We start from the raw sequence: 12,440 nt of genomic DNA on the forward strand, positions 1-12,440 counted from the left end.
CCTGGGGGCCTTGGGGGGTACGAGGCGGGTAGGGGCCCTAGCGGCGCGGCGGGCGTACGCCGCGCAGTTCCCAGTCCCCGCCGAGGGCCGTGGAGCGGACCTCCTCGGACTCGGTGGGCTGGGCGCCGACGTCGGTGCGGATCGCGGTGGGGCCGGTGACGATGTGGTTGGTGAGGCGTCCCAGCCCCTCGGCCTCGACCTCGACGACGTCGCCGGGGCGGACCGGCCGGGAGCCCGCGGGGGTGCCGGAGAGCAGCACGTCGCCCGGCTCCAGGGTGATCGTGCGGGCGATGTCGGCGACGAGGTAGTGCATGTCCCACCGCATCTCGTCCGTCGAACCGTCCTGCACCCGCTCGCCGTTGACGTACGTCCGCAGCCGCTTGCCGCGGAAGTCCCACCCGGTGACCAGGCCGGGGCCGAGCGGGCAGAGCGTGTCGGAGCCCTTGACGCGGAGCATCGACCCGGCGTCGGTGTCGCGGAAGTCGTGCAGGCCGTAGTCGTTGGCGACGGTGTAGCCCGCGATGTACGAACCCGCCTCCGCCGGGGCGATGTTGCGGCAGGTCCGGCCGATGACGATGCCGATCTCGCCCTCGTAGTTGAGGTACTTGCAGCCCTCGGGGCGCACGACCGCGCCGCCGTGGCTGTTGAGGGCGGAGACGGGCTTGTGGAAGTAGGTGGGCGCGGGCGGCAGCGCGACCCCGAACTCCGCCACCCTGCTGCGGTGGTTGAGGTGGACGGCGATCACCTTGGAGGGGCGTACGGGAGGCAGGTGGTGCGCGTCGGCGGCCTTGACGCGGCGCCCGTCGGCGGCGGCCAGCTCGTCGCCCTCGCGCCGGACCTGGACGGCGGCGCCGTCGAGCAGGACGCGCCGGTACTCGGTGGTGGTGGCCCTCATACGGCTGCCTCGCTCGGGTCGGTGGCGTCCGGGCCGGTGGTCGCGGGGACGGGGGCGGTGGCCCCGGGGGTGGCAGTTACGGGGACGGTGGCCTCGGTGGTGGCGGTCGTGGGGGCGGTGGCCCCGGGGGTGGCGGTCGTGGGGGCGGTCCAGCCGTGCGGCGGCCGGTCGAACCAGAGGTGCATCTGTCCGGTGCCCACGGAGTTCTCGTACGCGCTGTAGGCGCGGCCCGCGGCGGTGCAGCGCTCCTCGCCGAGGGCGCCGATCATCATCAGGTAGTGGCCGAACCGCGCCTCGGGCCTGTGGGTGAGGAACTCCGGCATGGTGCGCAGGACTTGGGCGTGGTCGCCGCGCTCCAGCCACGCGATGCGCCGCTCGTCGGCGGCCCGCGCCCCGGGGGTGCGGATGTGGGCGGGATCGCTGGACTCGTGGGCGCGCAGTTCGCGCAGCGGCCAGAAGGTGTGCGAGAGGGCGCCGGACGCGACGAGCAGGACCCGGCGGCCGGGCAGCGCGGCGATGCCGTCAGCGAGCGCGCGGCCGAGCCGCAGATGGTCCTCGGTGTCGCCGGTCTGGCAGACCCCGATCGAGACCCACTTCTTGGCGGGAAGGCCTTCGCCCAGAAACTTCCACAGGTTGACGGTGGCGTAGTGGACGGGCAGGAAGGGGTCGTCGACCGGGGTGATCCAGGTGCCGTGCCGGTCCGCGGACCGGGCCACGGCATGGGCGAGTTCGGGGTCGCCCGGATAGTCGTACGGCATGCGGCACATGCCGCGCGGCAGCTCCTCGGAGGTGAAGAGGCCGGCGCGGCGGGCGTGTGCGGAGACGACGAACTCGACGGTGGTCGCCCAGTGCGAGTCGAGGACGACGACGGTGTCGTGGTCGAGCCGCTCGAAGACGTCGGCGCGCAGCGTGCGCAGGCCGGGGACGAGGCTGATCTCGCGGCCCTCGTTGAGCTCCTTGCGCTCGCGCTCGGGGAGCACGATGGTCGGCACGTGGGCGAGCAGGCCCGCCCCGACGATCTCACCCACGGTGGGCCCACCCCTTCGGCGCGGTCACGGTGTTCTTGAGGTCGCAGTAGAAGTCGAAGGACCAGTCGCCGCCCTCGCGTCCGACGCCGGAGTCGCGCGAGCCGCCGAACGGCGCGGAGAGGTCGCGCACGAAGAAGCAGTTGACCCAGACCGTGCCCGCGACGAGCCGGGCGGCGATCCGGTCCGCGCGCTCGCGGTCGCCGGTGGCGAGGGTGGCGGCGAGGCCGAAGCGGGTGCCGTTGGCGAGGCGTACGGCGGTGTCGTCGTCGCCGTCGGGGAAGGTCTGCAGGGTGAGGACGGGGCCGAAGACCTCCTCCTGGACGATCTCGGAGTCCTGCGCGACGTCGGTGAGCAGGGTGGGCAGGTAGTGGTTGCCGCCGAGCGCCCGGTTGCGGCCGCCGCCGGTCACCGCCCGCGCGCCCTCGGCCAGGGCGCGGCGCACGAAGGCGTCGACGCGGTCCACGTGCCGGGGGTGGATGTTCGGCCCCATGTCGGTGGCCCCGTCGCGCGGATCGCCGAGCCGCAGCTCGGCCACCCGGTCGAGGAAGCGGTCGAGGAAGGCGTCGCGCACGGACTCCTCGACGAGGATGCGGGTGGCCGCGAGGCAGACCTGCCCCGCGTTGTCGTACTGCTCCACGGCGAGGTCGGCGGCCAGGTCCAAGTCGGCGTCGGCGAGGACGAGCAGCGGCGACTTGCCGCCGAGCTCGAAGCTGCACGGCACCAGGTGGGCGGCGGCGGAGGCGGCGATGCGGCGGGCGGTGGGCACGGAGCCGGTGAAGCTGATGCGGCGCACGTCGGGGTGGGCGGTGAGCGGGGCGCCGGCCTCGTCCCCGTACCCCTGCACGACGTTGAGGACGCCCGGCGGCAGGCCGGCCTCGTGGGTGAGGTCGGCGAACAGGGACGCGGTCAGCGGGGTCCACTCGGCGGGCTTGAGCACGACGGTGTTCCCGGCCGCGAGCGCCGGGGCGATCTTCCAGGTGGCGAGCATCAGCGGGGCGTTCCACGGCGTGATCAGGACGGTGGGGCCCGCCGGGTCCCGGCTGACGCGGTTGGTGTGGCCGCGGGTCGTGAAGTCGTCGTGGGCGAGGGCGAGCAGGCGGTCGGCGAAGTAGCGGAGGTTGTGGGCGACGCGGGGCAGGACGCCGCGGCGGTGGGAGCGGAGCAGGGCGCCGTTGTCGGCGGTCTCGACGCGGGCGAGCTCCTCGGCGCGGGCCTCGACGCGGTCGGCGACGGCGTGCAGCAGCCGGGCGCGCTCGGCGGGCGGGGTGGCGGCCCAGCCCGGGAAGGCGGCGCGGGCCGCGGCGACGGCGGCCCCGGCCTCGGCGGCGCCGCCGCGGGCGATCTCGGCGAGGGGGGTGCCGTCGAGGGGGGAGAAGTCGGTGAAGGTGGCGGTCGCTGCGGCGGGGCCTGCGGGGTGGGGGGCGGCGGGCGGGGAGGCGGTGGTGGGGCCGGGGGCGGTGGCTGCCGTGAGGCGGGTGCCGCCGATCCAGTGGCGGGTGTCGACGCGCACGCCCGCGACGGTCGCCGTGTGCGGGAACGTGTGCGGGAACTCGGGAGGAACCATCGCGACCTCCAGTTCGTTTGACCCCAAACAACATAGGAGCGGTACGGCTGTGGGGTCAACCCCTGACCGGGGGGCGGGTGTTGGGCTACCGTTTGGAGTCAAACGAGGTGCGTGTCCGGTGCGGCGGGACGCTTGAACTTCTGGACAACTGGACGCCTGGACACTCGGGGAGGCCCCCATGCCCGACGACATTTCGTCCCCCGCCGAGGCGCGTGGGCGGGGCGGGGCGCCCGGTGAGGGCGGAGTGTGCGGGGCTCCTGGTGAGCGCGGGGCGGGTGCGCGGCCGCTGATCGCGCTCCCGCAGCGGTACGCCGCTTCGACCTCCGCGCTGCGGTACGCGGCCGTCGTCACCGCGCGCGCCCTCGCCGACGCGGTGTTCCGCGCGGGCGGGGAGCCGTTCATGATGCACCCCGGCCCGCCGGACGAGGCCGCCGAACGGCTCGCGCGCTGCGCCGGGTTGCTGCTCCCCGGGGGTGGGGACGTCGCGCCGTGGCGGTACGGGGGCGGGGGCGAGGTCCACGACGCGGTGTACGACGTCGACGACGCGCAGGACGCCTTCGACCTCGCTCTCGCCCGGTGCGCGCTGGGTCGCGGGCTGCCGACGCTGGCGGTGTGCCGGGGGATGCAGGTGGTGAACGTGGCGCTCGGGGGGACGTTGCGGCAGGACATGGGCGGGGGCGGGGGTGTGCACCGGCATCTGGTGCACCCGGTGCGGGTGGCCGCGGGGTCCGCGGTGGCGGGGGCGCTGGGGGCGGAGAGGACGCGGGCGTCCTGCTACCACCACCAGTGCGTGGCGCGGCCGGGTCGCGGGCTGGTCCCCACCGCGTGGGCGGCGGACGGGACGGTCGAGGCGCTGGAACTCCCCGGTGGGGAGGGGTGGTTCGTGGCCGTGCAGTGGCATCCGGAGGACACGGCGGGGGTCGACGCGGGGCAGCGGGGGCTGTTTGAGGGGCTGGTTCGGGAGGCGGGGGGTGGGGTCGGCTGCGGGGCCGAGTGCGGGGGTGTGGGGGCCGGCTGCGCAGTTCCCCGCGCCCCTTGAGACTCGTGGCGGTTGGCTTCTCGTTGGGCGGCGAGTGGCGGGGGATTCGGGTGCGGGTGCGTGGGGGCCGGTCGCGCAGTTCCCCGCGCCCCTTGGGACCCGTGGCGGTTGGCTTCTCGTTGGGCGGCGAGTGGTGGGGGATTCGGGTGCGGGTGCGTGGGGGCCGGTCGCGCAGTTCCCCGCGCCCCTTGAGACTCGTGGCGGTTGGCTTCCCGCTGGGCGGCGAGTCGTGAGGGATTCGGGTGCGGGTGTGTCGGGGCCGGTCGCGCAGTTCCCCGCGCCCCTTGGGGTCCGTGGCCGTGGGCGTATCGCCCGGCGGCGAGTGGCGGGGGGATTCGGGTGCGGGTGTGTGGGGGTCAGGGCTTGGCTGTGGGGGGCTTTGGTTTGCGGCCGCTTCTGCGAGGGGTGGGGGGTGCGCCGTTCAGGAGGTGGGCGCGGCGCTCCTCGCCCCGGTCCTCCGTGCGGACGACGATCTTGCGGAGCAGATCCGCCAGGGTCCGGCACTCCTCGTCCGTGAGGCCCTCCGTGACGAAGGCCTCCTCCGCGTTGAAGGCCGGGAAGACCTCGCCCATCAGGCCCTCGCCCTCCTCCGTGAGGCAGAGCAGCGCCAGCCTGCCGTCGTCGGGGTGACCGCGGCGCTCGATCAGGCCCCGGCCCGCGAGCGTGCGGGCCACCCCCGTGAGCGTGCCCTTGGAGATGCCGGCCTCCTCCGCGACGTACCGCGTCTCCATCTCGCCCCAGATCCAGACGACATAGAGCACGACGAACGACGTCCACGTCAGTTCGGCGCCCCGCAGCACGGAGTTCTCGAAGTGCTGGCGCACCGCCGCCCCCGCGCGGTAGATGTTCGACACGGCGGCCATCTGCTCGTACTTGACGGGCGTGCCGCCGAGCTTGGCCCGGACCGCCTTCTCGGTCTCGCGGATGGAGCGGTAGCCCGTCACGTGCGTGTCTCCTCGTTCCGACGGTTCCGGTGATTCCGGTGGTCCCGGTGGTCCCGGTGGTCCCGGTGGTCCTGGCGGTCCCTGCGCTTCGCGTGGTTCCGGTCGGCCGCCCCCAGTCTCCCAAGGCCTCTTGCCGGGGCACAGCCGCGTCCGTACCATCGGCGCCACTCGAAAATCGTACGGGCTCAAACGATAACGCGTTTCCGCCGGAAACGACCTCCCCTCCTCCTCCCCGGAGTCCCGGCATGGCCATCGAGCACCCCGAGTCAGCCCCGCCCGCGCCCTCCCTCTCCGCAGCCCCCGCCCCCGCCTCCCCGGAGCGCCGCATCGGTGTCGCGGGCATCGTCTTCGTCGTCGTCGCCGCGTCGGCGCCCCTCACCGTCGCCGCGGGCGGCATCCCGCAGTCCCTCGGCGTGACGGGCGTGCTGGGGATACCCCTGCTCTACCTCCTGATCGCCGTCGTGCTCGCGCTGTTCAGCGCCGGGTACGCGGCGATGAGCCGGCACATCACCGGCGCCGGCGCGTTCTACGCGTACACCGCACAGGGGCTCGGCCGCACCCCCGGCGTCGGCGCGGCCTTCGTCGCGCTCCTCGCGTACAACGCCATGCAGATCGGCATCGCCGGTCTCTTCGGCGCCACCACCGCGGAGTTCGTCGGGGCCCGCACGGGCCTGGACATCCCCTGGTGGGTGCTCGTGCTCGCGTGCACCGCCGTCGTCGGCGCGCTCGGCTACCGGCGGGTCGACGTGGGCGTCCGGGTGCTCGCCGTACTGCTCGTCCTCGAATTCGGCACCGTACTCGTCTTCGACATCGGCCAGTTCGCCCACGCCCCCGACGGCATCTCGGCCACGCCGCTCACCTGGGGCGCCGCCACGGACGGCTCGCTCGGCGTCGCGCTGTGCTGCGTCTTCGCCGCGTACATGGGCTTCGAGTCGGCCGCGCTGTACAGCGAGGAGTGCCGGGATCCGCGCCGGACCGTGGCGCGGGCCACCTACATCGCCGTCGGGCTCATCGGTGTCTTCTACTCCGTCACGGCGTGGGCCATGATCAGTGGCGCCGGGACCGGGCGGGCGACGCGGGTCGCCGCCGAGCAGGGGCCCCGGATGATGTTCGTCCTCGGCGACGCCGGACTCGGCACGGTCTTCTCCGACGTCGCGCAGCTCTTCCTGATCACCAGCCTGCTGGCGGCGCTGCTCTCCTTCCACAACGCCGTCGCGCGGTACGTGCGTTCGCTCGGCCGCGAGGGGGTGCTGCCGCGCGGGCTCGGGGCGCTGCACCCCCGGCACTCCTCGCCGCACCGCGGCTCGCTGCTGCAGACCGGGGTCACCGCCGTCGTCATCGGCGTCTTCGCCCTGGCGGGGCGGGATCCCGTCGCGGACGTCTTCACCTGGCTGACCAACCTCGGGGCGCTCGGCGTGATCCTGCTCCTGTTCGCCACGTCCGCGTCCGTCGTCGCCTATTTCGCGCGCAGGCCCGAGCTCGCCGAGCCCCGGTGGCACCGGCTCGTCGCGCCGCTCCTGTCCGGCGCCGCGCTCGCCGTCGTCTTCTGGCTCGCGCTCACCAACTTCAGCGTGCAGCTGGGGGTTTCGGCGGGCAATCCACTGCGGTGGGTCCTGCCGGGCCTCATCCTCGCCGCCGGGGCTGCAGGGGTGGCGTGGGGGCTGTGGCTGCGCGGGGCGCGGCCCGCGACGTACGCGGGCATCGGGTCGGGCGGGTCGGCCGCGGTTGGGTCGGCCGGGTCGGCCGCGGGTGGGTCGGCCGGGTCGACCGCGGGTGGGTAGGCCGCGGACGGGTCGGCAGGTGCCGGGGGCGTCGACCGCTCCGGCGCCCCCGTCCCGCGGCCTTTCTCAGAGCTCGCGCTCCAGGAGCGTGCCGCCGTTCCATGTGACGCCCACCTGGCGGTAGTACGCGCCGATCGGCTCCTCGATCCGCAGCGCCGCCAACTCCTCCGTGGGCGCCTCGAAGAGGTCCAGGTCGGCGTCGCCCGACCACGCCGGGCCGCCCTCGAAGGCCGCCGCGCCCGACTCGATCAGCTCGTCCAGGGCCAGGCCCTTGCCGTCGATGGACGGGAGTTGCCGGTGGTGGGCCATGGGGTGGGCGTTGACGAACCCGTTGGTCGCGGACGGGGCGCGCAGCGTCACGACGGCCTGGGCGAGCCTGCGGTCGGCGGCGGCGAGGGTGGCGCCGAAGACGGCGCCGGGCTCGATGCGGGGGGCGGGGCCGTAGGGGTGGGGGCGGGTGAGGTGGATGGAGCCGAGCTTCTTCGAGTAGCCCTGGTGGTTGCCGCGGGCGATGGCGAAGTCCTTGTCGACCCAGATGTACGCGCAGCGGGAGTACGTGCGGCCGCGGTAGGCGCAGCGGACGACCGCGAAGCACTCCTTGTACTGGGCGCGGACGGGGTCGAGGAGTTCGGCCCGGTCGGCGCCGCAGGACTGCCAGTCGGCCCAGATGAGGGCGACGGCGCCGGGGTCGTCGGGGGCGGGGGCCAGGGGGGCGGGGAGGAGGGCGCGGACGTGGGCGGGGTCGGTGCGGTACTCGATGGTGAGGAGGTCGCCCGAGTAGTGCCAGGGGGGTGGGGGGACGATGGCGGACCTGCCGGTGGCGGTCCTGGGCGGGAGGAATCCCTGAACTCCGGTCATGGGCTGGGCCTTTCGGGGTTCGTTTGAGGCCGTACGATACGGGATTCTGGCCCCTGGGCCCATGGGGTGGTTCGGCCTCTCGTCGGGCGTGGGGTTCGGCTTGGGTCTGCGCCTCGGCTCGGTTCGTGGGGCGGGGCCGCGGGGGTATGTGCGTACTCGCTATCCCTGCGCCCCGCTGCACGAACAAAGACGCCATGGTGCGCTCGGTGCTCCGTGCGCACATACCCCCACGTCCCCTCGCGTCTCGCGTGCAGGTGCGGCCCGGTGGGGGCGTCCGTCTCGGGTGCGGGCCGGCGGGGGCCCGTGCGTCCCCTCGTGTCTCGCTTGTGGGTGCGGGGCGGTGGGGGTGGACCCCAGAAGATCTTGGCCTTCGAACCTCGCGTGAGGGGTTGTGGGGAGGGGGTGTCCTGAATACCGTTTGAGGTCAAACAAGTTGGCGTGTCGTACCCCCAGGAAGGGGGACCCGGGTGAGTGGAGCGAGCTCAGGGCCGCGGCGCGGGGGCGCCGTCGCGGAGACCGTCGAGAATCTGCGGAGCACCGGTACGGACGTCGTCCGTGTCGTCTACCCCGACCTCATCGGGGTGGACCGGGGCCGTGACGTCCTGGTCGGACACCTGCCGGAGGCCTGCGCGCACGGGCTGTCGTTCTGCCGCGCGGTCTACCACACCACGCCCCGGGGCGGCGTCGTCCCCGTCGCGGGCGGGCTCGACGCGGGGCTGCCGGACATCTGCGTACAGCCGGACCTGGACACCCTGAAGCCGCTGCCGTGGGAGCCGGGCGTCGCCTGGTGCCTGGGCGACAGCGTCGACCCGCTCACCGGCGAGCCCGCCCCGGAGTCGCCGCGCGCCCTGCTGCGGCGGGTGATCGACCGGGCCGGCGCGTACACGGACGACGCGCTCTCCGCCGTCGTCGGGCCCGAGCTGGAGTACTTCCTCTGCGACGCGGCCCCCGGCACCCCCTCGGGGTGGACCCCCTACGGCCGCGCCACGGGGAACGTGTACAGCGCCGGTCGGCGCGGCGACCCGGACGGTCATCTGCTGCGTACGCTGCGGCAGTTGGACCGTCTCGGGATCGGCGTCATCGCCGGGAACCACGAGTTCGACGGGGGGCAGTTCGAGATCAACCTCGGGCACTCCGGCGCCCTGGACGCCGCCGACCGCGCCTTCCTCTTCAAGGCGGCCGTCAAGGAGACCGCCCGCCACGAGGGGCGCCTCGCCACCTTCATGGCCAAGCCCTTCAACGGACTCGGCGGGTCCGGGTTCCACGTGCACCTGTCGCTGGTCGACGCCGCCGGGCGCAACGTGTTCGACGACCCGGACGGCACCGGCGGGCTCTCCGGCACCGCACGGCACGCCATCGGCGGCGTGCTCCGGCACGCGCCCGCGCTCGCCGCGCTGCTCAACCCGACCGTCAACTCCTACAAGCGCTTCGGACCCGACACCCTCGCCCCGTGGCTGATCGACTGGGGCCTGGACAACCGCAGCGCCATGGTCCGCGTACCGCCCGAGCGCGGCCCGGGCACCCGCCTGGAGCTGCGCCTCGGCGACGCCTCCGCCAACCCCTATCTGCTGATCGCCGGGACCCTCGCCGCCGTGCTGCTCGGGCTGCGCGACCGGCCCGAACCGCCCGACCCGCTGGCGGGCTACGGCTACGACGAGACCGCCGCGCCCCGGCTGCCCGGCACCCTGCCCGAGGCCCTGGACGCCCTGGCGGCCGACGAGGCGCTGACCGGGCTGCTCGGCGCGGAGTTCGTCCGGGCGTTCCTGACGTACAAGCGCGACGAGATCGACCGGTATCAACACGCCGTCACGGACTGGGAGTTCGATGAGTACGCCTTTCTCATCTGACCGCCCCGGTGAACGAAGCAAGGAGTGCGTCGCATGCGTATGGCCGGTCCGCCTCTCTCCCTCGCCGACGTCGACCTCGCCGACAACGACCGGTTCACCGACCGGGCGCTGCCCTGGCGGATGTTCGACGTGCTGCGGCGCGAGGATCCCGTCCACTGGCAGCCCGAGCCCGCGCCCAACTCCGGTTTCTGGGCGGTCACCCGGCACGCCGACATCGTGCGGGTCGACCGCGACCCCGAGACCTTCACCTCGGAGCGGTTCACCAATCTGGAGGAGGTGGACGAGGACTGCATCGCCCAGCGGCGCTCGCTGCTGGAGACCGACGGGCTGCGGCACCGGGCGCTGCGGCTCATCCTGCAGAAGCGGTTCACGCCGCGTGCCGTGGCGACGTACGAGACGTTCCTGCGGGGGCTGACCGCCCGCACGCTGGACGCCGCCCTGCCCAAGGGGTCCTTCGACTTCGTGCGGGAGATCTCCGCCGACTTCCCCATCAACGTGCTCGCGCGCATGCTCGACGTCCCCGACGAGGACACCCGGCAGCTCATCGACTGGGGCAACCGCATCATCGGCAACACAGACCCCGACTACGCCGACGTGCTCCTGGACAGCGCGGAGAGCGCGCGGTACCGCGATCTCCCCTTCCGCTCCCCCGCCGCGCTGGAAGTCTTCGCGTACGGGCGCGAGCTGGCCGCCCGGCGGCGCGGCGGGCGCGGGGACGACCTCGTCACCGCGCTGGTCAACAGCTCGCCCCGGGACGGGGTCCCGCTCTCCCCCACCGACTTCGACAACTACTTCCTGCTGCTCGTCGTCGCCGGGAACGAGACGACCCGGCACGCCATCTCGCACTCCATGCTCGCCCTCGTCGAGCACCCCGAGCAGCGGGCCCGGCTCGTGCGCGACCCCTCGCTCATACCGGGGGCCGTCGAGGAGTGCCTGCGGTGGGCCTCGCCGGTCTACCACTTCCGGCGCACGGCGACCCGCGACGTCGAGCTCGGCGGGAAGTCCGTCAGGGCGGGCGACAAGGTCGTGCTGTGGTTCGCCTCCGGCAACCGCGACGAGGACGTCTTCCCCGACCCGTACCGCTTCGACGTCACCCGGGAGAACAACGACCACGTCACCTTCGGCAAGGGCAGCCCGCACTTCTGCCTCGGCAACTCCCTCGCCCGCCTGGAGATGCGGATCATGTTCGAGGAGCTGCTGCCGCGCCTCGCCGACATCAGGGTCACCGGCGAGGTGCGGCGGGTGCGGTCCAACTTCGTCAACGGGATCAAGGAGCTGCCCGTGACGGTGACGCTCGCCTGAGCGGCCCGCGCAGACGCCGGTCAGCCGCCGGAGGTGTCCAGTTCCGCTTCCTCGCTGATGCCCGCGCAGTCGTAGGGGTCCTTCAGCCAGCCGTCCGGGAGCACCACGCGGTTGTTGCCGGAGGTGCGGCCGCGCGGGCCGTCGGCGCCGTCCGGCCACGGCTGGTCGAGGTCCAGCTCGGCCAGGCCGTCCGCCAGCTCGGCGAGCGAGGAGGTGATCGCGAGGCGCTTGCGCATCTCGGAGCCGACCGAGAAGCCCTTGAGGTACCAGGCCACGTGCTTGCGGAAGTCGATGACGCCGCGCGCCTCGTCGCCGATCCACTCGCCGAGCAGCGTCGCGTGGCGCAGCATGACCTTCGCGACCTCGCGCAGGCCGGGGGCCTGCGGGGCGCCCGTGCCCTCGAAGGCGGCCACCAGGTCGCCGAAGAGCCAGGGGCGGCCCAGGCAGCCGCGGCCCACGACGACGCCGTCGCAGCCGGTCTCGGCCATCATGCGGACCGCGTCGGCGGCCGACCAGATGTCGCCGTTGCCGAGCACCGGGATCTCGGGGACGTGCTCCTTGAGGCGCGCGATGGCGTCCCAGTCGGCGGTGCCGCCGTAGTGCTGGGCGGCGGTGCGGCCGTGCAGCGCGATGGCCGTCACGCCCTCCTCGACGGCGATGCGGCCCGCGTCCAGGAAGGTGATGTGGTCGTCGTCGATGCCCTTGCGCATCTTCATGGTCACGGGCAGGTCGCCCGCGCCGCTGACGGCTTCCTTGAGGATCGCGCGCAGCAGGGGGCGCTTGTACGGGAGTGCGGAGCCGCCGCCCTTGCGGGTGACCTTGGGGACGGGGCAGCCGAAGTTCAGGTCGATGTGGTCGGCCAGGTCCTCTTCCGCGATCATGCGGACGGCCTTGCCGACGGTCGCCGGGTCGACGCCGTACAGCTGGATCGAGCGGGGTTTCTCCGTCTCGTCGAAGTGGATCAGCTGCATCGTCTTCTCGTTGCGCTCCACCAGGGCGCGGGTGGTGATCATTTCGCTGACGAAGAGGCCCTTGCCGCCGCTGAACTCCCGGCACAGGGTCCGGAACGGCGCGTTCGTGATGCCCGCCATGGGGGCGAGCACGACGGGCGGCTGCACGGTGTGCGGGCCGATCGACAGGGGCTGCGGCTGGGACGGCATCGATGATCTCCGGGACGGACGA

10 protein-coding genes are annotated in these 12,440 nt (G+C 73.7%); 4 read left to right on the forward strand and 6 right to left on the reverse strand.

The annotated features are described in order from the left end of the window. Positions 1-37: 37 nt before the first annotated feature. The 3 genes from ACFYXE_RS13985 to ACFYXE_RS13995 are packed head-to-tail and all read right to left on the reverse strand — an operon-like array spanning position 38 to position 3,487. A complete protein-coding gene (locus ACFYXE_RS13985; RefSeq protein ID WP_389312168.1) occupies positions 38-895 on the reverse strand; it encodes a fumarylacetoacetate hydrolase family protein in 858 nt (285 codons plus the stop codon). Continuing rightward, positions 892-1,923, reverse strand: coding sequence for a catechol 1,2-dioxygenase (locus ACFYXE_RS13990; protein ID WP_389312170.1), 1,032 nt, complete (start codon positions 1,921-1,923; stop codon positions 892-894). The genes ACFYXE_RS13985 and ACFYXE_RS13990 overlap by 4 nt, the downstream gene beginning before the upstream one ends. After that, the gene (locus ACFYXE_RS13995) at positions 1,916-3,487 is read right to left on the reverse strand and encodes an aldehyde dehydrogenase family protein (protein ID WP_389312172.1); all 1,572 of its coding nucleotides are present in this window, start codon (positions 3,485-3,487) and stop codon (positions 1,916-1,918) included. The genes ACFYXE_RS13990 and ACFYXE_RS13995 overlap by 8 nt, the downstream gene beginning before the upstream one ends. Before the next feature lie 178 nt (positions 3,488-3,665). Here ACFYXE_RS13995 and ACFYXE_RS14000 point away from each other — a divergent pair, with 178 nt between their 5' ends. Next, entirely contained in the window at positions 3,666-4,526 is an 861-nt protein-coding gene (locus ACFYXE_RS14000; RefSeq protein WP_389312174.1) for a gamma-glutamyl-gamma-aminobutyrate hydrolase family protein, read from the forward strand. Between the two features lie 356 nt (positions 4,527-4,882). Here ACFYXE_RS14000 and ACFYXE_RS14005 read toward each other — a convergent pair whose 3' ends face one another. Continuing rightward, a complete protein-coding gene (locus ACFYXE_RS14005; RefSeq protein ID WP_361169263.1) occupies positions 4,883-5,470 on the reverse strand; it encodes a MarR family winged helix-turn-helix transcriptional regulator in 588 nt (195 codons plus the stop codon). Between the two features lie 245 nt (positions 5,471-5,715). Between ACFYXE_RS14005 and ACFYXE_RS14010 the strand changes: the two genes are divergently transcribed. After that, a complete protein-coding gene (locus tag ACFYXE_RS14010; protein WP_389312177.1) occupies positions 5,716-7,251 on the forward strand; it encodes an APC family permease in 1,536 nt (511 codons plus the stop codon). 66 nt (positions 7,252-7,317) lie between these two features. Here the strand turns inward: ACFYXE_RS14010 and ACFYXE_RS14015 are convergent, their stop codons facing one another. Next, entirely contained in the window at positions 7,318-8,109 is a 792-nt protein-coding gene (locus tag ACFYXE_RS14015; RefSeq protein WP_389312179.1) for an acetoacetate decarboxylase family protein, read from the reverse strand. Positions 8,110-8,576: 467 nt separating this feature from the next. Here ACFYXE_RS14015 and ACFYXE_RS14020 point away from each other — a divergent pair, with 467 nt between their 5' ends. Together ACFYXE_RS14020 and ACFYXE_RS14025 are read left to right on the forward strand one after the other, a co-directional pair. After that, positions 8,577-9,956 carry a glutamine synthetase family protein gene (locus tag ACFYXE_RS14020; RefSeq protein ID WP_389312181.1) on the forward strand — a complete coding sequence of 460 codons (1,380 nt, stop codon included), beginning with the start codon at positions 8,577-8,579 and terminating at the stop codon, positions 9,954-9,956. A gap of 33 nt (positions 9,957-9,989) precedes the next feature. Continuing rightward, complete coding sequence (locus ACFYXE_RS14025; protein WP_389312183.1) at positions 9,990-11,258, forward strand: cytochrome P450; 1,269 nt, start codon at positions 9,990-9,992, stop codon at positions 11,256-11,258. A 20-nt stretch (positions 11,259-11,278) separates the two neighbouring features. Here the strand turns inward: ACFYXE_RS14025 and dusB are convergent, their stop codons facing one another. Then, the gene (gene dusB, locus ACFYXE_RS14030) at positions 11,279-12,418 is read right to left on the reverse strand and encodes a tRNA dihydrouridine synthase DusB (protein ID WP_361169278.1); all 1,140 of its coding nucleotides are present in this window, start codon (positions 12,416-12,418) and stop codon (positions 11,279-11,281) included. Positions 12,419-12,440: the final 22 nt, after the last annotated feature.

Origin of the sequence: Streptomyces sp. NPDC002564, assembly GCF_042889645.1 — a bacterium.
GTDB lineage: Bacteria > Actinomycetota > Actinomycetes > Streptomycetales > Streptomycetaceae > Streptomyces.